Annotated in this window: 22 protein-coding genes and 4 tRNA genes; 22 read left to right on the forward strand and 4 right to left on the reverse strand. The window is 45.8% G+C overall.

Features of this window, described 5'->3' with window-relative positions; genetic code table 11:
• Window positions 1–131 precede the first annotated feature (131 nt).
• Both lon and H3S94_RS06030 read left to right on the forward strand, forming a co-directional pair.
• Window positions 132–2,558, forward strand: a complete 2,427-nt coding sequence (gene lon, locus H3S94_RS06025; RefSeq protein WP_198240561.1) for an endopeptidase La — start codon at window positions 132–134, stop codon at window positions 2,556–2,558.
• Window positions 2,559–2,798: 240 nt separating this feature from the next.
• Window positions 2,799–3,077, forward strand: a complete 279-nt coding sequence (locus H3S94_RS06030; RefSeq protein WP_077991838.1) for an HU family DNA-binding protein — start codon at window positions 2,799–2,801, stop codon at window positions 3,075–3,077.
• A 70-nt stretch (window positions 3,078–3,147) separates the two neighbouring features.
• On the opposite strand, the gene H3S94_RS06035 is transcribed toward H3S94_RS06030, so the two are convergent.
• The 3 genes from H3S94_RS06035 to trmFO are packed head-to-tail and all read right to left on the reverse strand — an operon-like array spanning window position 3,148 to window position 5,912.
• Window positions 3,148–3,777, reverse strand: a complete 630-nt coding sequence (locus H3S94_RS06035) for a YrbL family protein (RefSeq protein WP_198240562.1) — start codon at window positions 3,775–3,777, stop codon at window positions 3,148–3,150.
• Between the two features lie 60 nt (window positions 3,778–3,837).
• Complete coding sequence (gph, locus tag H3S94_RS06040; RefSeq protein WP_198240563.1) at window positions 3,838–4,512, reverse strand: phosphoglycolate phosphatase; 675 nt, start codon at window positions 4,510–4,512, stop codon at window positions 3,838–3,840.
• Complete coding sequence (gene trmFO / locus H3S94_RS06045) at window positions 4,509–5,912, reverse strand: methylenetetrahydrofolate--tRNA-(uracil(54)-C(5))-methyltransferase (FADH(2)-oxidizing) TrmFO (RefSeq protein WP_077991843.1); 1,404 nt, start codon at window positions 5,910–5,912, stop codon at window positions 4,509–4,511. Before trmFO ends, gph begins: the two co-directional genes overlap by 4 nt.
• 936 nt (window positions 5,913–6,848) lie before the next feature.
• Here trmFO and H3S94_RS06050 point away from each other — a divergent pair.
• From H3S94_RS06050 to H3S94_RS06095, 10 genes are all read left to right on the forward strand, one after another.
• Window positions 6,849–6,931: transfer RNA gene (locus H3S94_RS06050), tRNA-Leu, on the forward strand.
• A gap of 150 nt (window positions 6,932–7,081) precedes the next feature.
• Window positions 7,082–8,578 carry a trigger factor gene (gene tig / locus H3S94_RS06055; protein WP_198240564.1) on the forward strand — a complete coding sequence of 499 codons (1,497 nt, stop codon included), beginning with the start codon at window positions 7,082–7,084 and terminating at the stop codon, window positions 8,576–8,578.
• 139 nt (window positions 8,579–8,717) lie between these two features.
• Entirely contained in the window at window positions 8,718–10,217 is a 1,500-nt protein-coding gene (gene gatB / locus H3S94_RS06060) for an Asp-tRNA(Asn)/Glu-tRNA(Gln) amidotransferase subunit GatB (RefSeq protein WP_198240565.1), read from the forward strand.
• Between the two features lie 5 nt (window positions 10,218–10,222).
• Window positions 10,223–10,711: a GNAT family N-acetyltransferase gene (locus tag H3S94_RS06065; RefSeq protein WP_198230982.1), complete on the forward strand. Its 489-nt coding sequence runs from the start codon at window positions 10,223–10,225 to the stop codon at window positions 10,709–10,711.
• A gap of 104 nt (window positions 10,712–10,815) precedes the next feature.
• Entirely contained in the window at window positions 10,816–11,214 is a 399-nt protein-coding gene (locus H3S94_RS06070; RefSeq protein ID WP_077991848.1) for an NADH:ubiquinone oxidoreductase subunit NDUFA12, read from the forward strand.
• Window positions 11,215–11,307: 93 nt separating this feature from the next.
• Complete coding sequence (locus tag H3S94_RS06075) at window positions 11,308–11,736, forward strand: DUF2155 domain-containing protein (RefSeq protein ID WP_198230983.1); 429 nt, start codon at window positions 11,308–11,310, stop codon at window positions 11,734–11,736.
• A 597-nt stretch (window positions 11,737–12,333) separates the two neighbouring features.
• Entirely contained in the window at window positions 12,334–12,837 is a 504-nt protein-coding gene (locus tag H3S94_RS06080; RefSeq protein ID WP_077991849.1) for a hypothetical protein, read from the forward strand.
• A gap of 122 nt (window positions 12,838–12,959) precedes the next feature.
• On the forward strand, window positions 12,960–13,391 hold the full coding sequence (locus tag H3S94_RS06085; RefSeq protein ID WP_198240566.1) for a L,D-transpeptidase: 432 nt from the start codon (window positions 12,960–12,962) through the stop codon (window positions 13,389–13,391).
• Between the two features lie 137 nt (window positions 13,392–13,528).
• Window positions 13,529–14,599: a hypothetical protein gene (locus tag H3S94_RS06090; protein WP_198240567.1), complete on the forward strand. Its 1,071-nt coding sequence runs from the start codon at window positions 13,529–13,531 to the stop codon at window positions 14,597–14,599.
• Complete coding sequence (locus H3S94_RS06095) at window positions 14,583–15,302, forward strand: rhomboid family intramembrane serine protease (RefSeq protein ID WP_198240568.1); 720 nt, start codon at window positions 14,583–14,585, stop codon at window positions 15,300–15,302. Before H3S94_RS06090 ends, H3S94_RS06095 begins: the two co-directional genes overlap by 17 nt.
• Window positions 15,303–15,399: 97 nt before the next feature.
• Here the strand turns inward: H3S94_RS06095 and H3S94_RS06100 are convergent, their stop codons facing one another.
• Window positions 15,400–16,233, reverse strand: coding sequence for an RNA methyltransferase (locus tag H3S94_RS06100; protein WP_198240569.1), 834 nt, complete (start codon window positions 16,231–16,233; stop codon window positions 15,400–15,402).
• A 206-nt stretch (window positions 16,234–16,439) separates the two neighbouring features.
• Between H3S94_RS06100 and H3S94_RS06105 the strand changes: the two genes are divergently transcribed.
• The 10 genes from H3S94_RS06105 (at window position 16,440) to rplL (ending at window position 21,829) form a co-directional block, all read left to right on the forward strand.
• Window positions 16,440–16,524 (forward strand) — tRNA-Tyr (locus H3S94_RS06105).
• A gap of 23 nt (window positions 16,525–16,547) precedes the next feature.
• Window positions 16,548–16,621, forward strand: a tRNA-Gly gene (locus tag H3S94_RS06110).
• A gap of 162 nt (window positions 16,622–16,783) precedes the next feature.
• Window positions 16,784–17,959 carry an elongation factor Tu gene (tuf, locus tag H3S94_RS06115; RefSeq protein ID WP_077991855.1) on the forward strand — a complete coding sequence of 392 codons (1,176 nt, stop codon included), beginning with the start codon at window positions 16,784–16,786 and terminating at the stop codon, window positions 17,957–17,959.
• A gap of 47 nt (window positions 17,960–18,006) precedes the next feature.
• Window positions 18,007–18,082: transfer RNA gene (locus tag H3S94_RS06120), tRNA-Trp, on the forward strand.
• Window positions 18,083–18,458: 376 nt separating this feature from the next.
• On the forward strand, window positions 18,459–18,671 hold the full coding sequence (gene secE / locus H3S94_RS06125) for a preprotein translocase subunit SecE (RefSeq protein ID WP_077991858.1): 213 nt from the start codon (window positions 18,459–18,461) through the stop codon (window positions 18,669–18,671).
• A gap of 19 nt (window positions 18,672–18,690) precedes the next feature.
• A complete protein-coding gene (gene nusG, locus H3S94_RS06130) occupies window positions 18,691–19,221 on the forward strand; it encodes a transcription termination/antitermination protein NusG (RefSeq protein WP_198240570.1) in 531 nt (176 codons plus the stop codon).
• A gap of 167 nt (window positions 19,222–19,388) precedes the next feature.
• Window positions 19,389–19,817: a 50S ribosomal protein L11 gene (rplK, locus tag H3S94_RS06135; protein ID WP_077971159.1), complete on the forward strand. Its 429-nt coding sequence runs from the start codon at window positions 19,389–19,391 to the stop codon at window positions 19,815–19,817.
• Between the two features lie 4 nt (window positions 19,818–19,821).
• Window positions 19,822–20,523, forward strand: coding sequence for a 50S ribosomal protein L1 (gene rplA / locus H3S94_RS06140; protein ID WP_077991859.1), 702 nt, complete (start codon window positions 19,822–19,824; stop codon window positions 20,521–20,523).
• Between the two features lie 316 nt (window positions 20,524–20,839).
• Complete coding sequence (rplJ, locus tag H3S94_RS06145; RefSeq protein ID WP_077991861.1) at window positions 20,840–21,358, forward strand: 50S ribosomal protein L10; 519 nt, start codon at window positions 20,840–20,842, stop codon at window positions 21,356–21,358.
• Window positions 21,359–21,457: 99 nt separating this feature from the next.
• A complete protein-coding gene (gene rplL / locus H3S94_RS06150) occupies window positions 21,458–21,829 on the forward strand; it encodes a 50S ribosomal protein L7/L12 (protein WP_077991862.1) in 372 nt (123 codons plus the stop codon).
• The last annotated feature ends 133 nt before the right edge of the window (window positions 21,830–21,962 follow it).

Consider the following 21,962-nt stretch of genomic DNA (forward strand, 5'->3'; position numbering starts at 1 on the left):
TGTTCCGGTTTCGCGTAGCTCTTGATTTATTGGTGGAAACACACCACCTAATCCCTTTGTGCGTGGGCATTTGCTTATTTTAAGGGGTGCCGACGTTGCAAACGAGCCTCAGGCTCCAGAAAGGAAATGTTATGCAACATGATTTAGAGAAGACGGCGGATGTCGGCGATAAGCTTTATGCTGTTTTGCCGCTTCGCGATATTGTTGTCTTCCCCCATATGATTGTGCCGCTTTTCGTTGGTCGTGAAAAATCCATACGTGCTCTTGAAGAGGCGATGGGTCAGGATAAGCAAATACTTCTGGCAACCCAGAAGAATGCCTCTGATGATGATCCGAAGGCCGACGATATATATGATGTCGGTACATTGGCAAATGTACTGCAATTGTTAAAGTTGCCGGACGGTACAGTAAAAGTTCTGGTTGAAGGTGTTAAGCGCGCCAAGATTAGCGGTTTTTCCGATAATCCGGACTATCATCAGGCTTATGCAACGCCTCTTGACGAACCGGAAGAAGATAAAGTCGAAATCGAGGCTTTGATGCGCTCGGTTGTTTCCGACTTTGAAAATTACGTGAAATTGAACAAAAAGATTTCACCGGAAGTCATCGGTGCTGTCAGCCAGATTGACGACGCAACAAAACTTGCCGATACAGTCGCTTCACATCTGGCAATCAAGCTTTCCGAAAAACAGGAAATGCTTGCTTTGCTATCTGTCCGTGAAAGGCTCGAAAAAGCGCTTGCCTTTATGGAAGGCGAGATTTCTGTCTTGCAAGTTGAAAAACGGATACGTTCGCGTGTCAAACGCCAGATGGAGAAAACCCAGCGCGAATATTATCTCAATGAGCAGATGAAAGCTATCCAGAAAGAATTGGGTGATGGCGAAGACGGCCATGACGAGATTTCCGAACTGGAAGAGCGTATCAAAAAAACCAAATTGTCGAAGGAAGCCCGCGAAAAGGCAGAAGGCGAAGTCAAGAAACTTCGCAATATGTCACCAATGTCGGCTGAAGCAACAGTTATCCGCAATTATCTTGATTGGCTCCTTGGTATCCCTTGGGGCAAAAAATCCAAGATCAAGAATGATCTCGACTATGCTGAAAAAGTCATGGATGAAGAACATTTCGGTCTTGAGAAGGTCAAAGAACGTATTGTCGAATATCTGGCTGTGCAGAGCCGTGCAGCAAAGGTAAAAGGGCCGATTATCTGTCTTGTCGGACCGCCCGGAGTTGGTAAGACATCGCTTGCCCGTTCGATTGCCAAAGCAACAGGGCGCGAATATGTCCGTATGTCATTGGGTGGTGTACGTGATGAAGCGGAAATTCGCGGTCACCGTCGCACCTATATCGGGTCCATGCCTGGCAAGATCATCCAGTCGATGAAAAAGGCGAAGAAGAACAATCCGCTTTTCCTTCTCGACGAGATTGACAAGATGGGGCAGGATTTCAGAGGTGATCCTTCATCGGCTTTACTGGAAGTTCTTGATCCTGAGCAGAACAACACGTTTATGGACCATTATCTCGAAGTCGAATATGATCTTTCGGATGTGATGTTCGTGACGACCGCCAATACGCTGAATATTCCCGAACCGTTAATGGATCGTATGGAAATCATCCGTATTGCCGGTTACACGGAAGAAGAAAAAATGGAGATTGCCAAACGCCATCTTCTGCCGAAAGTCATGAAGGAACATTCTCTTTCCAAGAAAGAGTTTGTCGTGACTGACGAGGCAATCCGTTCGATCATACAATACTACACGCGCGAAGCGGGTGTGCGTAGTCTTGAACGCGAACTGATGAAGCTTGCACGAAAGGCAGTGACAGAGATCGTCAAAAAAGAAAAGAAGGCGGTCAAGGTCGATGATAGCAACATTGACGAGTTCCTCGGTGTCAAACGGTTCCGTTACGGACAGATTGAAGGCGAGGATCAGGTCGGGGTTGTTACAGGACTTGCGTGGACGGAAGTCGGTGGCGAGCTTTTGACCATCGAAGGCGTCATGATGCCGGGTAAAGGCAAGATGACAGTCACGGGTAATCTGCGTGATGTTATGAAGGAGTCAATTTCGGCTGCTGCATCATACGTCCGCTCGCGTGCTGTCGATTTCGGTATAGAGCCGCCTTTGTTCGAGCGTCGTGATATTCACGTTCATGTACCCGAAGGGGCAACCCCGAAGGACGGTCCTTCGGCAGGTGTTGCTATGGTAACAGCCATTGTGTCTGTTCTCACCGGCATACCTGTTCACAAGGATATTGCGATGACTGGTGAAATTACCTTACGCGGCAGGATTTTGCCAATCGGTGGTTTGAAAGAAAAATTGCTTGCGGCGTTACGGGGCGGTATCAAGAAGGTGCTCATTCCGGAAGAGAATGCCAAAGACCTTGTCGATATTCCCGATAACGTTAAAAACAATATGGAAATTGTTCCGGTAAGTTTTGCAAGTGAAGTTCTCGATCACGCTCTGGTTCGCCGGCCTGAACCGATCGAATGGGTAGAGCCGACAACCCCCGCTGTTGGCGGCAATATTACAGGTGATGAAGACGGTGTTGCTTCGATTGCACACTGAATCACTTGTCGATTAAATGGTTAAACAAACGTCGGAAAAGGCAGCTTTCTGCTGCCTTTTCTTTTTAACCTTGTTTTACAAGTGTTAAATGCGGTATTTTTTCCGTGAATAACTGTGATTTTCCCATTAATTCGGGCTTTTTTTGTCGAAATTGGCTTCTGTTTGCCATAGTTTTCAATAAACTCGCACCCAACCGGTTGAATCAATATTGTCCGGTCATAGAAAGAAAGGAATTATCCAATGAATAAGAACGAATTGGTCAGCTCTGTAGCTGAAAAAGCCGGCATAACAAAAACGCAAGCTGCTTCGGCTGTGGACGCCTTCATTGCTTCCGTTACCGATGCTTTGAAAGATGGCGGTGACGTTCGTCTTCCCGGATTCGGTTCATTTGAAGTTTCCCACCGTGCGGCTACAAAAGGACGCAATCCTTCTACTGGCGCAGAAATCAACATTCCTGCCCGCAACGTTCCGAAGTTCTCTGCCGGTAAAGGCTTGAAGGACGCCGTCAACAGTAAATAATAAAAAATCATTTTAAAAGCCCGACCTTTATTCCAAGTGTCGGGCTTTTTATTGTCTAGATCGAATTATTCTACAGATTTTTCAAATCCATATATTGCTTCAGTTCGTCAATAAATTCCTGAAGTTCATGAACATTCTTGGCACGGTTATATTTCTGGCACCACTTGCGTAGCGATATGATCCCCGTTTCACCAATCCCGTCGACCAGTACAAGGGTAGGGCTGCCGTTCCTTGAACTTAAGAGTATATTGTCGAATTTCAGGTCGTAACAAATGATGCGGGTTGTCTTTACCCAGTCAATAAAATCCGCGATTTCCTTGCGGTAATGGGGAATTTCGGCTTTAAGCGCACCAAACGGTTTGGCATAGTTTCCCGACAAATCCCGTTCAGCTTTGACAAGCAATCCCCAACCGATGTCTGTGGAAACAATACCTGCTATTTGCATCAGATGTTTTTCATTCTGTGCTTTTTCGGGATCGGGAAAATGACGCATATATTCGCGGATTTCACGTGTGTTCGGCGTGTTTATATCAACGGCTTTTCGCATTTGACGCAATGGTGAAAATCCGGCAATTTTTTCCCGCCATGCGTTAGACGGAATTTTTATCAGATAATCGGGATCACTCTCATTGACATAGACCGAGCGCGTTAGCCCTTCAAATAACGGCTTTTTATCCGATAAACTAAGGATATAATCCATTTTGACGTGATCTCGCTGTCGTAAAATCCGGGAAATATAGCCTTCCTGTCGCCTGGAATGTCAGCCAAGACACTTGGCAACAAGTTGCGGTGTCAATTCATTGAAATGACTTATTATTTTCGTCGGATTAAATGCGCTGACAGGTTTGTCTGTATAGCCGAAATCGACCGCGATCACCGGAATATCGGCACTTTGAGCGGCAAGAATATCTGCCTGACTATCGCCGACCATCAGAGCTTTTTCAGGACTGCAACCGGCACGCTCGATGGTGGAGAGGATATGGCGTGCGTCCGGTTTATGATAGGCAAATGTGTCTCCGCCAACAATGGTTGCAAAACGGCCCGCTTCACCCATTCCCTCTAGCAGACGACGTGCCAGTTTTTCATGTTTGTTGGTACAGACAGCAAGTTTGTAACCTGCTTTGGAAAGCGCGTCGAGTGACGCATCTGCGCCAGCAAAGAATTGCGTTTTACCGGGCATATTTTCAGCATAATGACGCAGGAAAGTTGCAAGTAACTGCTCGACATGGGTCTCATCCGGTTTGATGTTCTGGAATGCGAGTGCACGCTCGATCATAATCCGTCCACCCATGCCGACGAGACGGCGAATATCATCGGGTGCGAAAGTCTTCAGCCCCTCTTGGCTGAGACAGAAATTGAGACTGTCAAGCAAATCCGGTGCTGAATCAACAAGTGTTCCGTCAAGATCGAAGACAATTATGGGCGAGATACTCATTGGATTTTCCCCTCGTTCAACCATGTTTTGCAATCAGCGAGTGCGCGTGCTGTCAAAGCACGTTTTTTCGCCAGAATTTTTTCTTTTCCACGTAAACGTATACCATCCTGTTTTTCAACCTCTACCGGTGGAAACAGTCCGAAATTGATATTCATCGGTTGAAACGATTGTTTGCCGGTGTCTTCTGTCGGAAGATGCCCACGGGTTATGTGATTAAGCAATGCACCGAACGCCGTCGTAACCGGCGGCAGTTTCGGTTTCACGCCATTATAATCGGCAATTGCAAAGCGTCCGGCAACAAGCCCCATTGCTGCCGATTCCACATAGCCTTCACACCCCGTCATTTGACCGGCAAAGCGCAACCGTTCAAGCTTTTTCAGCCTTAAAGTTTCGTCGAGCAGAACAGGCGAGTTGAGATAGGTGTTGCGATGGATACCGCCAAGACGTGCAAATTCTGCATTTTCAAGTCCCGGTATAGAGCGGAAAATGCGCGTTTGTTCCCCATATTTGAGTTTGGTTTGAAATCCGACCATATTGTAAAGCGTTCCCAAGGCATTGTCCTGTCGCAACTGGACAATGGCATAAGCTTTTACAGTCGGGTTATGCGCATTGGTAAGTCCCATCGGTTTCATCGGGCCATGGCGTAAAGTCTCGCTCCCACGCTCGGCCATGACTTCGATTGGCAGGCAACCATCGAAATAGGGCACTTTTTCAAAATCGTGAAATTCGGCTTTTTCGCCTTCCATCAACGCTTTCACGAAGTTTTCATATTGTTCTTTGTCGAGCGGGCAATTGATATAATCCTTGCCTGTACCCCCTGGTCCAACTTTGTCATAACGGGACTGGTACCAACAAATATCCATATCAATCGTATCTTTATATACGATCGGAGCAATAGCATCGTAAAAGGAAAGGGCATCGGCGCCGGTAACAGTGGAAATAGCCTCTGCAAGACGGGGAGAGGTTAGCGGGCCAGTTGCAATAATAACGTTACCCCATTCTTCCGGAGGAAGCGTTGCAAGCTCTCCCCGATCAATGTCAATGAGCGGGTGGTTTTCTATTTTCTCTGTTATTGTTCGGGAAAAAATGTCACGATCTACCGCAAGTGCACTTCCGGCAGGAACCTGATGATCGTCGGCAACCTTCATGACAAGCGAATGGGCAAGCCGCATTTCGGCATGAAGCAAACCGACCGCATTGGTGGCAGCGTCATCCGAACGAAGTGAATTGGAACATACAAGTTCGGCAAGCCCCGCGGTTTTGTGTGCCGGTGTTTGTTTGACCGGTCGCATCTCATGCAAAACCACCGGAATACCGGCTTCTGCTATCTGCCAGGCAGCTTCCGAACCTGATAAACCGCCGCCGATAACATGGATCGGCTTGTTGGAAAAATTCGACATTGGCATTCTTTGCGTTAAATTATAAAAATCAGGGTGTTAAATTATAAAATCCGGCGTTACCCTATAAAAATCCGGATATAAGCCGGTCAATATCATCTTATGGCAGAAAAAGCACGGATATAATGAGAGCCTTTCAGCCCGTTTAAGGAATAGGTTCGATACCGATATTCAGGCCTATCAAGGGAAAACGGTAGCGACAAAAATTCTCGAATTTTTGACTATATGAGGCCGAAGGATGTAATTGATTATCAATCGTTCTTCAGCCGTTATTTAATGAATGTAACCGGAAAATTCTTATAAAATGGCCTGACATAGCATGGATTATCGCCGGACTTTTTGACGTGAACAAAATTGGCCGCACTCGATCAATCGGCTTTTCAACAACCGGATTTCTAACGCTCGCGAATCAATCATTCATGTCAATTTTCAAGGAAACGGGGCAATGAAAAGTCCGGTTGGTCTGGATGGGGAGGTTGCCGACCGATGTTTATCGGAAATATTTTTTCGTTGTTTATAGGGAACTCAAAAAACGCCAAACAGGATGTGCAACGAGTGCATTTCAAATTTTGTTCGTCGCAGTCGACTGGTCTATCGACGATCGCATCTCATCGAAAAAATAAACAGACGCTGACTTTCTCGCTAAAGTCGAACGGATGATTGTTCGACTTTTATTCAAGCTTTTACGGAGCAATCCCGAAATTTCGATGAAAACAGAAGATTTACGTGTTTTACAGATCTTCAAAGGGGCATTCTGTTGAAATGGTTTTCCGATTATCGTTTGTTAACAAACCGGATTGTGTGATTTTGATCTATCTTCTACGCCAAATAAGCGTTAAAAAACGCAAGAGTCGGCTTTTTTCCTTTGATTGATAGAAATTGAATGATATAGAGACGCCGCTTGCCTATGGTTTGTTGCAAACCTGATTATCAGGATTTGCGGATGTGGCGAAATTGGTAGACGCACCAGATTTAGGTTCTGGCGGGTAACCGTGGGGGTTCGAGTCCCTTCATCCGCACCACAGCAACAACCTTGAATGCAAAGAGAATTTTTGCGGGGTTACGCTTGAGGCGGAAGCCCGCTTCATGGTATTCTGACGCTTTAGTGTTGGAGCAGAATTGGTATCGGACAGGGCTTAAGCACTTGTCCTTAGAAAAATGAAGGTTGTTCGATGCAAGTTACCGAGACGCTTAATAAGGGATTGGAGCGCGAGATCAAGGTAGTGATCCCGGCTAAAGATCTGGAAGCAAAATTAAATGAACGTCTTGACGACGCTAAAGACAAGGTCAAGCTGAACGGCTTCCGCCCTGGTAAAGTGCCTGTCAGCCATTTGAAAAAGATGTATGGCAAGTCTTTCATGGCTGACGTCATCAACGAAATTTTGAAGGACACACCCCGTTCAATTCTTTCGGATCGTAATGAACGTTCGGCTACCCAGCCGGAAATAGATATGAGCGAAGACGAAAAAGAAGCCGAAAAGGTTTTGAACGGAGATGCCGATTTCGTCTTTACGTTGAAATATGAAGTTTTGCCGAAATTCGATCTCAAGGATGTTTCCGGTATTGCTGTCACCCGTGAAGTTGTTGAAGTTCCTGAAACCGACATTGATAAACAGGTCGAGCGCGTTCTTTCTTCAACCCGCACTTATACGGAAAAGAAAGGTAAAGCCGAAGAGGGTGATCGGGTAACGATCGATTATCTTGGCAAGCTTGACGGAACACCGTTCGAGGGTGGTGCAGACAATGATGCCCAGCTCGTTCTTGGTTCAAAACAGTTTATTCCGGGTTATGAAGAACAGCTTATCGGCGTAAAAGCCGGAGATAAAAAGGTCATCACGGTAAAATTCCCTGATGATTACAATGCAAAACATCTTGCCGGTAAGGAAGCAACTTTCGACATTACTGTAAAGGAAGTTTCAAAACCGGACGAACTCAAGATCGACGATGAGGCCGCCAAAAAGCTTGGTCTCGAATCACTGCAAAAGCTTCGTGATGTCATTCGTGAGCAGATTGAAAATCAATATGGTACAATTACCCGCCAAAAGGTAAAACGCCAGATTCTTGATGCTCTTGACAACGATTATGATTTCGAGACACCTGAACGCTTGGTCAATGTGGAATTCAATAATATCTGGGCACAGATTACCAATGAATTGAAGCAGGCCGGTCGCACTTTCGAGGATGAGGAGACAACAGAAGAAGCAGCCCGTGATGAATATCGCAAGCTTGCCGAACGCCGTGTCCGCCTTGGCCTTGTTTTGTCCGAAATCGGTGAAAAGGCCGGAATCAACGTTTCGGAAGATGAGTTGCAACGTGCGGTTTACGATCAGGTTCGTCAGTATCCCGGACAAGAAAAGCAGATTATCGAATTTTTCCGTCGCACTCCCGATGCAGTTGCCAATTTGCGTGCACCGATCTTTGAAGAAAAGGTTGTCGATCATCTCTTGGGCAAAGTCAAAGTTACCGACAAGAAAGTAACGGCCGAAGAACTGCTGAAAGAGGACGAAGACGAAACTTCGCCGAAGAAATCCGGCTCCAAGAAGAAGGCTGAAAGCAAGAAGTCCGACGACAAAAAGTCGGATGAAAAGAAAGCTGCTTCAAAATCTCAGAATGAAGAAAAAGCTCCAGCTAAAAAGCCGGCTGCCAAGAAAACAGCCAAAAAAGATTGATTTGCTTTTGAAAGCGAATTTATGGCCCGGTTTTTCCGGGCCTTTTTTATAAGCCCGACACTCTTTACTTGCACTTGGCGCTTGTTTGGACTAGCCATTAAAGACAATTTTATTTTGAAATAACAATGATGGATTTCTGATGACAATCGTTGATGCCCGCACAGCTGACCCGAAACGTTTCATTTCTGGAGCTACCGGTGACTGGGAAGTCATTATCGGGTTGGAAGTACATGCACAGGTAACCTCCAATTCAAAACTTTTTTCCGGTGCTTCGACAAAATTCGGGGCCGAACCCAATGCGCATGTGTCGCTCGTCGACGCGGCGATGCCGGGAATGCTACCTGTCATTAATCTCGAATGCGTAAAACAGGCTGTACGAACCGGATTAGGACTTAATGCCAAAATCAATTTGAAGTCGGTGTTCGATCGCAAAAATTATTTTTATCCCGATTTACCCCAAGGCTATCAAATTTCACAGTTTGAGCAGCCGATCGTCGGCGAGGGAAAAATCACCATTTCGGTGGGGCCGGACAAGAAAGGTGAGTTCGAGGATGTAGAAATCGGTATCGAACGTCTCCATCTCGAACAAGATGCAGGAAAGTCTATTCACGACCAACACCCGACAATGTCATTTGTTGACCTTAACCGCTCTGGCGTTGCCCTGATGGAGATTGTTTCCAAGCCGGATTTGCGTTCATCGGATGAAGCAAAAGCTTATGTGACCAAGTTGCGTACCATTGTGCGTTATCTTGGCACATGCGACGGCAATATGGATGAAGGCGCAATGCGTGCCGATGTTAATGTCTCGGTGCGTCGTCCGGGAGAGGATTTCGGCACAAGGTGCGAAATCAAAAACGTCAATTCGATCCGTTTTATCGGGCAGGCAATCGATTACGAAGCACGTCGACAGATAGCGGTTCTTGAGGACGGCGGTACAATCGATCAGGAAACAAGGCTGTTTGATTCCGCCAAAGGTGAAACACGGCCGATGCGTTCCAAAGAAGAAGCGCATGATTACCGTTATTTTCCTGATCCCGATTTGCTGCCTTTGGTTTTCGACCAGAAATTTGTCGATGACCTGAAAGCCGGATTGCCGGCCTTGCCTGATGAAATCAAGTCGAACTTTATCAATGAAATGGGGTTGAGTGCCTATGACGCCTCGATCCTTGTGAGTGAAAAAGCGATTGCGGATTTCTTTCAGGCCGTTGCCGAAGGTCGCGATGGTAAACTTGCCGCCAATTGGGTGATTAACGATTTGCTCGGCGCTTTGAACAAGGCAAGCCTTGATATTTCGCAATCTCCAATGAGTGCAGATCAACTTGGCGGAATTATCGACCTTATCAAAGAGGGTACGATTTCAGGTAAAATCGCAAAAGATCTTTTCGAGATTGTTTGGAATGAAGGCGGAAATCCTGCGAAAATCGTTGAAGAACGTGGAATGAAACAGGTGACTGACACCGGAGCTATCGAAAAGGCTGTCGATGAAATCATTGCTGCCAATCCGGATAAGGTTGCACAAGCCAAAGAAAAACCGACTCTGGCAGGCTGGTTTGTTGGTCAGGTTATGAAAAAGACCGGTGGCAAGGCAAACCCGCAAGTGGTGAACAAATTGATAAAGGCAAAACTTGGGATTGAATAACGATCATGTGGATTCGCACTGCATCCAAGGATGATATCAATGCTATTCATGATCTTCTGATCGAAACATGGCATGCTGTATTTGATGATCTCGTCGGACGTGAAGAGGTAGACCGTAGAATCTCCCATGATTATACGCCCGACATATTGAAGAAAATGCTCAGCCGTCCCGCATCCGAATTTATCGTCGCAGATGATGGCGAACTGCTTCACGGGGTGGCTTATGCAGCGCAGGGCGCTGTCAAGGGTGATTCGGAAATAGCTCTTGTGTTTCATTTATGTGTAAAGCCGGAAAGTCAGGGGCAGGGGATCGGTCAACGTTTGTTGATAGAACTTGAAGAAGCCTTTCCTGCTGCGCGGAAAATTCGTATCTCGCTCAATAAAAAAGACGAGCGGGCGCAAAAATTCTTTGAAGAACAAGGCTATAAAAGACTGGGGAAAAATAGCGACAATGTCTCGAACGATGATATTGTGTTCGAGAAAACGCTATTTTGACAATGTGAATAATAACTTGCTTTTAATGCTGTCGGGCTGCATAACATTTAAAGTTTGTTATTCGTTTGAAGCTTATGGGCTGGACTGAAGGAGCTCGCACTGAAATGGCTGGTATCTGGAAACAGGTTTTTACGTGGTGGAATGGTAACACCATCAATACGCGGTTTTTTACGTGGCTACACGGCAAGCGCGTCGGCGAGGACGAGTTCGGAAATATCTATTATGAAGGTGGCCTTCATAAAGACGGTTATCCACGTCGCTGGGTCATTTATAAGAATTATTCCGAAGCTTCGACAATTCCTGCCGGTTGGCATGGCTGGATCCATCATCGGACAAATACACCACCAAGCGCTGAAAATTATCACGCACGTGAATGGGAAAAGCCGCATCACCCAAATCTCACCGGCACAAGTCAGGCCTATACGCCAAAAGGCTCGATTACACATCATGGTGAGCGGCCACATGTAACCGGCGATTATGATGCCTGGACACCGGGTAAATAATTAAACAGTGGCGGACAAACCGAAGGTTTCCGCCATATTGCCATAATTGGCAGATAAGCTTCGGGCTTTAATTGAAGTTGTTGATGCGGTGCTATGAAATTTTTTAAACCGTTTCCAAAAAGTTGCTTATTTGCCGTGATTGGCGTTGCCGGTATCCTCGCTGGCACCACGTCGGTATTTTCTCAGGAAACAACACGTTTAAGCAATCCGGTTGCCGTCTTTTCGGGGCTGGATAAAATAACCGGCCGTATTACAACATTCGATGTCTATATCGGCGAGACATATCAATTTGGTGCGTTGCAAGTAACCCCGCGTGTCTGTTACTCGAACTCGGCAGATGAGGCTACACGTACCGATGGATTTGTTGAAGTCAATGAAATCACGTTGGACAAAAAAATAAAACGCATTTTCACGGGGTGGATGTTTGCCGACAGTCCTGGTCTGAATGCCGTCGAGCACCCGATTTATGATGTTTGGCTGAAAGACTGCAAACAAAAATCGAAAGTTCCCGCACCTCAGTGATCTTTCTGAATTGGCATTTATTATTCATTTCATCCGGTTCATGTAATGAGCGGGCAATCGCCGTGCTATTTCCCCCCCATAACAATGCGAATGTTGTTTGAAATCGGTATTAACCGGTTGGAAGCTGTCATTTTCCGGAAATCTCTTGGTTGAAATCAGCATTTTACGCCGGATAGCCGTTTGTTTTTTCAAAAATTCAGGCAAAAGCACCGGTCATCTGAAAGGCGTGAAACTGAAAGGCGTGAAACCGGAATGTTCTGACGTGACACTGCTTTTGGTGCAAGGTTATCCCGAAAGGAAATCTATTTTTCACCCAAAGGCCGCTTAATCCGGTTTTATATGAAATGGATATTAAAAATTATAAAAAGCTTGGCCTCGTCAATAATTGTGACTTCAAGTCTTCAAGCAGTTTGAATTACACATTGCGAAGTTGAAAAGTTAATATTCGGGCGTGATGTCCGTTGTTTTCAGAAGCGGATTGCCTTTATTTTCGATTTATTTGCGTTTTTATATCTCAAACAACAAGGCTTAAGCTTGGCGTAAGCGTCGCGCATTAATCTTTTAATCGGAAAATCGCAGTGTTTCAGAAGGCGCAACATGCTGTCAATTCGTTTTGTGAAAAAGAGTCTTGCTTATCTGATTTTGGCTTGTTGTCTCACCGCCTGCCAGTGGACGACAGAACCTTCAACAACACATGATTATTATACGCGTGTTACGGAACTTAGCTCCAAAAGTTTCTATTTTACGAACAATCCTTTGATACAACTGGAAATGCAGGCAAAATGGATAAGCAATCAAGGTTACGTCATTGATACGATCGCAACGTCTACAAACAGCAACGATCTTGATATTAGTCTGGCATGGTCGCAGAAACGAAACTATCGTTATGTTGCACGGGAAAAACTGAATATAGTTTGTACGATCGGATGTACAAATTCAGAAAAAGGTCGCATTTTTATTCCTGAAGATGAATTTCGCCAATATGCTGTCAGCGGATTTATTTTTAAACTTGTCGGGCGCGGGAATTATGTTGACGGATTTCTTGATAAAAGAGCTTTTCAGCAAGTTCTTGACCAGATGCAATCCATGCCGAAATATTGAATATCAAAATCAATTTATCAGATAAAAATTCAACGATTTTTTATTTTTTTCATTTCCTTTAGTTTTTTAGCGTTTTACGCTGGGCTATGAATTTTTTGAAAGTAAAGTGGGGTGGGGATGCAATGCGTTGGAAAATATCTGCTGTTTTTATGGGAGTGTTGGTACCGTCATTTTTATTGACAGATTTTGCTTTGGCTGACGACCTATTGGCGTTGGTGAATGTATCGGAACAAACAATGGTCGTTAAAAAAAACGGCAAGACACTTTATCATTGGAAAGTATCGACAGGCCGTAAAGGTTATACGACGCCAAGCGGAACTTTCAGACCCGTCAGAATGCATAAAATGTGGCGGAGCAGAAAATATGACAATGCGCCTATGCCTTATGCGATTTTCTATAACGAAGGCTATGCAATCCACGGAACTTCATATGTAAGCAGGTTAGGTAGCCCTGCAAGCCATGGCTGCATACGCCTGAATACGGCAAATGCGCAGATACTCTATAAAATGCTGCAAGAAGCGGGGCCGGAAAATTTGAAAATTGTGATTAAATAATGGTTTGTAATCACCGGAACTGGCCAGCATTTTTTGAACATTATCAAATATGGTTTTATTGCGTAGCAATCGTTATAGGGCTCGTTACCGGATGCTTTTCGCCAATATCAGGTTTTGCCAATCGAGCATTACAAGTGATGTTACCTCTATTGCTGCTTGTCACATTTTTGCAGGTTCCGTGCGCAGCAATTGTCAATAGTTTCAGCGACAAACGTTTTATTGCGGGGCTAATCGTCGGCAATTTCCTGTTTATTCCGGCTCTCGTGTTTTTATTATTATGGTCGGGTTTGTCGTGGCTGGATTTTCCGGATAAACAGCTTTCTTTTTCGACATTAACATCCGGCAACAATCCTTATCTTTACTTTTCCCTATTTGGAGCAATCCTGCTTTGCGCACCTTGTGTGGATTATGTTGTGTCTTTTTGCCGTATGGCAAAAGGTGATGCCACAGCTCTGACTGCGATGCTTCCGGTTTTATTGATCGTCCAACTGTGTTTTCTGTTTCTTTGGGGGGTAATGGGCTTCGGGAATACTGAAAGTCTTGCAGATGAACGGCAAAAAATCGGTGAATTTTTGTTTTCGGTTGTCTCGGTTCTGGTTTTACCGTTATGTATTGCCTGGCTTCTTCAGGGGATATCCCGTCATAACAAATTCATTTCCACTTCGACTTCGGTCATGGAAAAAAGTGTCGTTCCTGTTACCGCACTCACATTGATGGCTATCGCTTTCTATGCCAGTTCGGAAATTTTTTCGACATTCAAAAATTGCTGTTCTGCTGCGGAAAATACGAGTTTATTTGGCCTGAATAATCGGCTATCGGGCGAAAATTTACCTATGCTCGATAATGCTGAACCCGTTTCTTGTTGTGATAAAAAGCAATTATCCGGTGCATTTTTATACGGGGTTTTATTTTATGCACTATATGCCTTTCTTGCGCCATTTATCGGTTTTTTAACTGCAAAATTAATGAGGCTTGGCCGGAAAAAGGCAATTGCTCTGAGTTTTAGTGTTTCCACGCGAAATTCTCTGGTTTTGTTGCCACTTTTGCTATCTATAGCACCCTCTGGTGGACGCGCTCTGATTACCGGCGTTGTTTTGACACAAACCTGCGTCGAACTTGTTGCCGAAATTATATATGTACGTCTGATACCGCGTTACGCACAAAAACATTTCCGATGTCAGGAGACTGAATGTGAACAACGACTATAACGACCACGCTTTTAACCGAAGGCAACACACACCGCTGTTCAATATACCAACCATCATCGTTATCATCGTTGCGGTATGTATTTTCAGTTTTTTAATTCCGGAATATTTCTTTTCACCCCGAAACTACGATATATTTTATACCTATTTCGCTTTTATTCCCGATTTCTTCAGTCACGCTTTCCTGAAATTCTGGTATACACCGGTCAGCTATTCATTTTTGCATGCAAGCCTCATGCATGTTGGCGTCAATATGATGTGGCTTGTGATATTCGGCTCGCCGCTTGCCAACCGGATAGGCAGTTTGAGGTTTATTGTCTTCTGGTGTGTATGTTCGGCTGCCGCCGCGTTTGCGCATTTATACATTTATCCCGATAGTTATGTGCCGATGGTTGGTGCGTCAGGGGCCATATCCGGTATGATGGGAGCTGCTGCACGCTACGGTTTTAGGCAGGTGCAAAATCAAGGATATAGACAACGGTCGGAATTTGCCGGACCGATTTTATCCATAGGTCAATCACTGGTCTCGAAGAATGTGGTCGTTTTTATCGGTACATGGATCATAATCGACATCATTACCGGCATTGCGACACCATCTATCGGGGGGGAAGAAACTTCAATCGCCTGGGTAGCACATATTGGCGGGCTGTTAGCCGGCTTCTTTCTCATAGGGATATTTGACAAACGCAGAAATCAGGAACTTTAGCAGCCACCTGATTCCGGTCGGCATGGTGTTTTCTCAATTTGATGAAAAAGCCGGCTTGATATATCCGGCGTTGAAAAAATCCGGAATGAAATCCGGATTATTTTTTTGTGATATAATTGCGTGCAGCATAAAGCGAAATGGCTGCGGCATTGGATACATTCAGGGATTTTATCGCTCCCGGCATATCAAGGCGGGCAAGCACGGAAACAGTTTCGCGTGTCTTTTGCCTCAATCCTTTTCCTTCGGCCCCCAGAACGAGGGCGATATGACCGCCTTTCAAACTTGGTTCGAGAGGAAGTGGTCCTTCCGAATCAAGTCCGAAACTCGTGAAACCGGCTTTGTGTAGTTCTTCGAGTGCGTCTGCGAGATTGCGCACGGCAATGTGGTCTATAAGTTCCAAAGCACCGGAGGCAGCTTTTGCAAGGACTCCGGTCTCCTGTGCCGAATGCCTGTTCGTTGTAATAAGAGCACCGGCATTGAATGCAACAGCCGAACGCATAATAGCGCCGACATTGTGCGGGTCGGTGACCTGATCGAGCACGATAACAAGATCGGTATCGGAGAGTTCGTCAAGCGAGCGTGGTTTCAAAGGTTCTGTTTCGAGAACGACACCTTGGTGTACCGCCTCGCTACCGACAAGCGAATCAAGCACTTTCGGTGCAACCACTTCCACCGGACAATTTAATTCTGATTCGTCGAGACCAAGACGGTCAAACGCGTTTTTTGTGACAGAAAGCTTCTTGAGTTTGCGCTTTTTATTGCGAAGGGCGGCAGCCACCGTATGGAGGCCATAAAGCCGGAGTTCTCCGTCATTAAAGGGTGACGGTTCAATTTTCGGGCGGCTGTTTTTTTCACCCCTTAAGCCCGAACGGTCACGATATTGGCGGCGTAGTCGGGCGTAATGGGAATCTTTTGGAGTTTTTTCGTTCATGGTTTTCTATAGCCGATTGCTTGTCCTATCCGATACTAAAAAATGTGAAAAAAGAATTTTTTGATATTAAAATGAAAAGAACGGAATTTAACCTGTTGACAGAGGCAATGCTAAACGGCATAACGCCCCACACAAACAGAACGAGTTCTTTATGTATTTGGTCTGGTTGTATATGCCTTATCGCGCAACTCCGCTAGGTATTTAATGGAGGGGTGCCCGAGTGGTTAAAGGGGACGGACTGTAAATCCGTTGCTTTATGCTACGTTGGTTCGAATCCAACCCCCTCCACCATTTACCGGAGCCGGAGTCAACGTGCGGGTATAGCTCAATGGTAGAGCAGCAGCCTTCCAAGCTGAATACGCGGGTTCGATTCCCGCTACCCGCTCCAAGCGTTCGTTAGCGATAAAGCAATAAAATATTGGGGTAAAACTCCATTGTGACCAGACGGAAGTTTCCGTTTATTAGATGTAAGCCGGTTTGAAGTTTTAATCCGGTAATGTTCGGTTCTGAAACCCTGTAAGGGTGTTAACAAGACGAGAGATCGACGGCGATGGCAAAGAGCAAATATGAACGTACGAAGCCGCATGTAAATATCGGCACGATTGGTCACGTTGACCATGGTAAAACAACGCTGACGGCAGCGATTACAAAGTATTTTGGCGAGTTCAAGGCGTATGACCAGATTGATGCTGCGCCGGAAGAACGCGCTCGTGGTATCACGATTTCTACAGCACACGTAGAATACGAGACAGAGAAGCGTCACTACGCCCACGTTGATTGCCCCGGACACGCTGACTATGTCAAGAACATGATTACCGGTGCTGCCCAGATGGACGGTGCAATTCTTGTTGTTTCTGCTGCTGATGGCCCGATGCCCCAGACACGCGAACACATTCTTCTTGCCCGTCAGGTTGGTGTTCCTGCTATTGTTGTTTTCCTGAATAAAGTCGATCAGGTAGACGACGAAGAGCTGTTGGAACTGGTTGAGCTTGAAGTTCGCGAACTTCTTTCAAAATATGATTTCCCCGGCGACGAGATTCCGATTGTCAAGGGTTCGGCATTGGCTGCTCTTGAAGGCACCAACAAGGAAATCGGTGAAGATGCTGTTCGTCTTTTGATGCACGAAGTTGATGAATATATCCCGACTCCGAAGCGTCCGATCGACCAGCCTTTCCTGATGCCGATTGAAGACGTGTTCTCGATTTCCGGTCGTGGTACAGTTGTGACCGGCCGTGTTGAGCGCGGTATTGTGAAGGTTGGTGACGAAGTTGAAATCGTTGGTATTCGTCCGACAACAAAGACCACAGTGACCGGCGTTGAAATGTTCCGCAAGCTTCTTGATGAAGGTGAAGCAGGCGACAACATTGGTGCACTTCTTCGTGGTATTGAACGTGAAGGTGTTGAACGTGGACAGGTATTGGCAAAGCCCGGTACTGTTACACCGCACACCAAGTTCAAGGCAGAAGCCTATATTTTGACAAAGGATGAAGGTGGTCGTCACACACCATTTTTCACCAATTATCGTCCTCAGTTCTATTTCCGTACGACAGACGTTACCGGTATTGTAACATTGCCGGAAGGTACAGAAATGGTTATGCCGGGTGATAACGTTACGATGGATGTTACACTGATTGTTCCGGTTGCTATGGAAGAGAAGCTCCGCTTCGCTATCCGTGAAGGTGGCCACACAGTTGGTGCCGGTATCGTTTCCAAAATCATTGAATAGTCAAGAGAAAGACAGACATGCAGTTTGGTATGTCTGTCTTGACCTGAAGGGGTATAGCTCAGTTGGTAGAGCGGCGGTCTCCAAAACCGCAGGTCGTGGGTTCGAACCCTACTGCCCCTGCCATTTTTTTCAATTAATACCGGATAGATGTATGGGTGTGGTTTTTTTATAAAACCTGCTTATGCATTTTTGTTTTTTATAGACAGGTGTTTTTAGAAAAAGTCGGCAAAAGGGTCGCAACTATCGTTGCTATTCATCACCGGTTTGTTGTTAAACGAATAATCGCTGTTTGCCGTGATTCATTTTTCGGCTAGTTCGTGTTATTACCGGTTCCGGTTATTAATTGTACGAAGTTTTGGCTTGTAATTTTATGAATAACGCTTTATTTAGTGTTAACAAGGAAATCGCGTGAGGCTGGGTGATTGGCCTTTCGCGGTTTTGGCATGTTTAAAGTAGATTTTGTGATTCGCGATATAATCAGGAAAACATAGGGAAAGTGATGGCTGCCAAGACAAACCCCATTACCTTTATCAAACAGGTTCGTGCCGAGACTGCAAAAGTAACCTGGCCGACACGTCGCGAAACAACAATTTCGACAGTTATGGTTGTTTTGATGGCAGCTTTTGCGGCTGCGTTCTTTTTCATTGCAGACCAGATTATGAATTTTGGCGTTTGGGAGAGTATTGATCTTCTAAAACGTCTTTTCAGCTAATAGTTCAAGGAAAGTAACCGTGGCTGCTCGTTGGTATATTGTTCAGGCCTACTCGAACTTTGAAAAAAAGGTTGCAGAGGCTATTGAAAAGGAAGCAAAGCTGAAAGGCTTGGATCATCTGTTCGAGAAAATTCTTGTTCCGACGGAAAAAGTTGTAGAAGTCCGTCGTGGGCGCAAAGTTGATTCGGAACGGAAATTTTTCCCCGGCTATGTTCTTGTTCGTGCGGATTTGACGGATGAAGTTTATCATCTTATAAAAAACACGCCGAAGGTAACAGGTTTTTTAGGGTCTGACTCCAAGCCTGTACCGATTACCGATCGGGAAGCGGATCAGATTCTTAATCAGGTTCAGCAAGGGATCGAACGTCCGAAGTCTTCTGTTTCGTTTGAAGTCGGCGAACAGGTTCGTGTTGCTGATGGCCCATTTGCTTCATTCAATGGAATCGTTCAGGAAGTCGAGGATGAAAGATCCCGCCTGAAGGTGGAGGTTTCGATCTTCGGACGTGCTACTCCGGTTGATCTCGACTTTGGTCAGGTTGAAAAGCTCTGATTGATTTTTCAAAGAACACCCGTCGGAAGTAGGGTGTTTTTGAAATTGGATTGTGGAAGGTGACTATAACTTTAGCCGGTTATATGAGCCAGACCACAAAACTGCAAAACCGGTTATCCGGTTATATAAACCGCCGATTTTCGGCATAGTTAAAAAGGCAGATTATTATGGCTAAAAAAATTGCAGGCCAGCTTAAGCTGCAGGTACCGGCAGGGGCCGCCAACCCGTCTCCGCCAATTGGACCTGCTCTTGGTCAGCGCGGCATTAATATTATGGAATTCTGTAAAGCATTCAATGCTGCTTCTCAGGAAATGGAGAAAAATTCTCCGATACCGGTCGTTATTACCTATTATCAGGACAAGTCTTTCACTTTTTCGATGAAGACGCCTCCGGTTTCCTATTTCTTGAAAAAAGAAGCAAATTTGAAATCGGGTTCAAAGGAACCGGGCAAGACAGTTGCCGGCACGATTTCCCGTGACAAGGTTCGCAAAATTGCGCAAGCCAAGATGAAAGATCTTAACGCCAATGACGTTGAGGCTGCTATGCGTATGATTGAAGGTTCAGCCCGCTCGATGGGTCTACAGGTGGTGGGCTAAGATTATGGCGAAGATAGCAAAAAGACTTAAAAAAATCCGTGAAGGTGTAGACTTCAACAAGTTGTATCCTCTGGATGAAGCGGTCAAGATGGTGAAAGACCGTGCGATCGCCAAATTTGACGAAACCATTGAAATCACCATGAATCTGGGTGTTGATCCCCGCTATGCAGACCAGATGGTTCGCGGCGTTGTCAATCTTCCGAATGGAACAGGTCGTCACGTACGCGTTGCAGTTTTTGCTCGTGGTGATAAAGCTGAAGAGGCAAAAGCAGCCGGTGCCGATATTGTTGGTGCCGAGGATTTGTTCGAGACCGTAAACGGCGGTACAATCGAATTCGATCGTTGTATTGCTACACCGGATATGATGCCGTTGGTTGGTCGTTTGGGTAAAATTCTTGGACCGCGTAGTTTGATGCCGAACCCGAAAGTGGGTACGGTTACACCTGATGTTGCGGCTGCAGTGAAGGCTTCCAAAGGCGGCGCGGTAGAGTTCCGTGTTGAAAAGGCCGGTATTGTACATGCCGGTGTTGGTAAGGCTTCCTTTAGTGCCGAGCAGATTGCCCAGAATGTGAAAGCATTTGCCGATGCAGTTTTGAAAGCCAAGCCAACAGGCGCCAAGGGTGATTATCTGAAGCGTGTCGGTCTTTCTTCAACGATGGGTGTTGGCGTCAAGATCGATTTGGCAACGGTTCGTCCGGAGCAATAAGAATTCAGCCAGTTTTGTTGCTGGCGTACTAATCCGGGCTTTTCAGGAAGTCCGGGTCATACCGGGGAAACCCGGAATGTCCTGTCCGAGATTGTGGGTGACACATTAAGTGTCTTAATAGAATTTGAACCTGCATGAGACTGGGGTAATGACCTTGATGTTTTTGAGACTAAAAGGTTTGAACCAGCGTTGCCTTTGAGTGCTTTTAAAAAAGCGTGAAAAAGGGGACAGGATCCTCACTGATAACAGAAATGGTTCTGTTATCTCAAGGCAACCCGACAGGTTTTTGATAGAACCTGTTAAATGGAGAGAGACAGTGGATAGAGCGGAAAAACGCGAATTTGTCACATGGCTCAATGGGACTTTGAAAGAGTCCGGTTCGGTCGTTGTGGCTCACTATTCCGGTCTGACAGTTTCACAAATGAACGAACTTCGTTCCAAAATGAGTGAAGCTGGCGGCGCCGTTAAAGTCGCAAAAAACCGCCTTGCCAAGATCGCTCTTAAGGGCACGGATTCGGAGTCGATTTCAGATCTGTTCACCGGACAGACACTGATCGCCTATTCTTCGGACCCGGTGACAGCACCGAAAATTGCTGTCGAATTTTCTAAAGCTAATGACAAGCTTGTCATTCTTGGTGGCGCTATGGGTGCTACGAACTTGAACGCAGACGCTGTGAAGTCTTTGGCTTCGTTGCCGTCTCTGGACGAGTTGCGTGCGAAACTGGTTGGCATGATTTCCACACCGGCTACCCGTATTGCTCAAGTTGTCAAGGCACCTGCCGGTCAGGTTGCACGTGTTATTGGCGCATATGCCCGCAAGAACGAAGCGGCTTAAGGCTGTTTCGCAAGCCGGCTATAGACGCTTAAAACAAGTCTTTTTAGTCGGTTCGCTGTTAAACAATTGGTTAAACCTTTTATTTGAAGGAATATAAAAATGGCTGATCTCGCAAAGATCGTTGAAGACCTTTCCAACCTCACCGTTTTGGAAGCCGCAGAGCTTTCCAAAATGCTCGAAGAAAAATGGGGCGTTTCGGCTGCTGCACCGGTAGCTGTTGCTGCTGTTGCTGGCGCTGCTGCTCCGGCTGCTGAAGAAAAAACCGAATTTGACGTTATCCTCGTTTCTGGCGGTGCCCAGAAGATCAACGTCATCAAGGAAGTTCGCGGCATTACAGGTCTTGGCCTTAAAGAAGCCAAGGATTTGGTTGAAGGTGCTCCGAAGCCCGTTAAAGAGGGCGTTTCGAAGGACGAAGCCGAGAAACTTAAAGAACAGCTTGAAAAAGCTGGTGCAAAGGTTGAACTTAAATAAGTTCGCAAAACCGGTGGGCTTTCGCTCACCGGTTCCACATCCGCAAGGATGGAAACGAGCTTTGGATTGAACCCTTTTCCTGACAGTTCGGTGGCTGTCAGGAAACGGGTTTAAACCGTTCAAGGACATGACA

This window comes from Bartonella sp. B10834G3 (assembly GCF_016102505.1).
Classification (GTDB): Bacteria; Pseudomonadota; Alphaproteobacteria; order Rhizobiales; family Rhizobiaceae; genus Bartonella; species Bartonella choladocola.

What these genes read in the sequence shown, in the direction of transcription:
- rplK (WP_077971159.1), top strand. Translation starts at nt 19,389, where the DNA reads ATGGCTAAAAAAATTGCAGGCCAGCTTAAGCTGCAGGTACCGGCAGGG.
- H3S94_RS06065 (WP_198230982.1), top strand. Translation starts at nt 10,223, where the DNA reads ATGTGGATTCGCACTGCATCCAAGGATGATATCAATGCTATTCATGAT.
- H3S94_RS06080 (WP_077991849.1), top strand. Translation starts at nt 12,334, where the DNA reads ATGCTGTCAATTCGTTTTGTGAAAAAGAGTCTTGCTTATCTGATTTTG.
- H3S94_RS06035 (WP_198240562.1), bottom strand. Translation starts at nt 3,777, where the DNA reads ATGGATTATATCCTTAGTTTATCGGATAAAAAGCCGTTATTTGAAGGG.
- secE (WP_077991858.1), top strand. Translation starts at nt 18,459, where the DNA reads ATGGCTGCCAAGACAAACCCCATTACCTTTATCAAACAGGTTCGTGCC.
- rplA (WP_077991859.1), top strand. Translation starts at nt 19,822, where the DNA reads ATGGCGAAGATAGCAAAAAGACTTAAAAAAATCCGTGAAGGTGTAGAC.
- rplL (WP_077991862.1), top strand. Translation starts at nt 21,458, where the DNA reads ATGGCTGATCTCGCAAAGATCGTTGAAGACCTTTCCAACCTCACCGTT.
- H3S94_RS06030 (WP_077991838.1), top strand. Translation starts at nt 2,799, where the DNA reads ATGAATAAGAACGAATTGGTCAGCTCTGTAGCTGAAAAAGCCGGCATA.
- tuf (WP_077991855.1), top strand. Translation starts at nt 16,784, where the DNA reads ATGGCAAAGAGCAAATATGAACGTACGAAGCCGCATGTAAATATCGGC.
- H3S94_RS06070 (WP_077991848.1), top strand. Translation starts at nt 10,816, where the DNA reads ATGGCTGGTATCTGGAAACAGGTTTTTACGTGGTGGAATGGTAACACC.
- tig (WP_198240564.1), top strand. Translation starts at nt 7,082, where the DNA reads ATGCAAGTTACCGAGACGCTTAATAAGGGATTGGAGCGCGAGATCAAG.
- H3S94_RS06100 (WP_198240569.1), bottom strand. Translation starts at nt 16,233, where the DNA reads ATGAACGAAAAAACTCCAAAAGATTCCCATTACGCCCGACTACGCCGC.
- gph (WP_198240563.1), bottom strand. Translation starts at nt 4,512, where the DNA reads ATGAGTATCTCGCCCATAATTGTCTTCGATCTTGACGGAACACTTGTT.
- lon (WP_198240561.1), top strand. Translation starts at nt 132, where the DNA reads ATGCAACATGATTTAGAGAAGACGGCGGATGTCGGCGATAAGCTTTAT.
- gatB (WP_198240565.1), top strand. Translation starts at nt 8,718, where the DNA reads ATGACAATCGTTGATGCCCGCACAGCTGACCCGAAACGTTTCATTTCT.
- H3S94_RS06090 (WP_198240567.1), top strand. Translation starts at nt 13,529, where the DNA reads ATGTTACCTCTATTGCTGCTTGTCACATTTTTGCAGGTTCCGTGCGCA.
- trmFO (WP_077991843.1), bottom strand. Translation starts at nt 5,912, where the DNA reads ATGTCGAATTTTTCCAACAAGCCGATCCATGTTATCGGCGGCGGTTTA.
- H3S94_RS06085 (WP_198240566.1), top strand. Translation starts at nt 12,960, where the DNA reads ATGCGTTGGAAAATATCTGCTGTTTTTATGGGAGTGTTGGTACCGTCA.
- H3S94_RS06075 (WP_198230983.1), top strand. Translation starts at nt 11,308, where the DNA reads ATGAAATTTTTTAAACCGTTTCCAAAAAGTTGCTTATTTGCCGTGATT.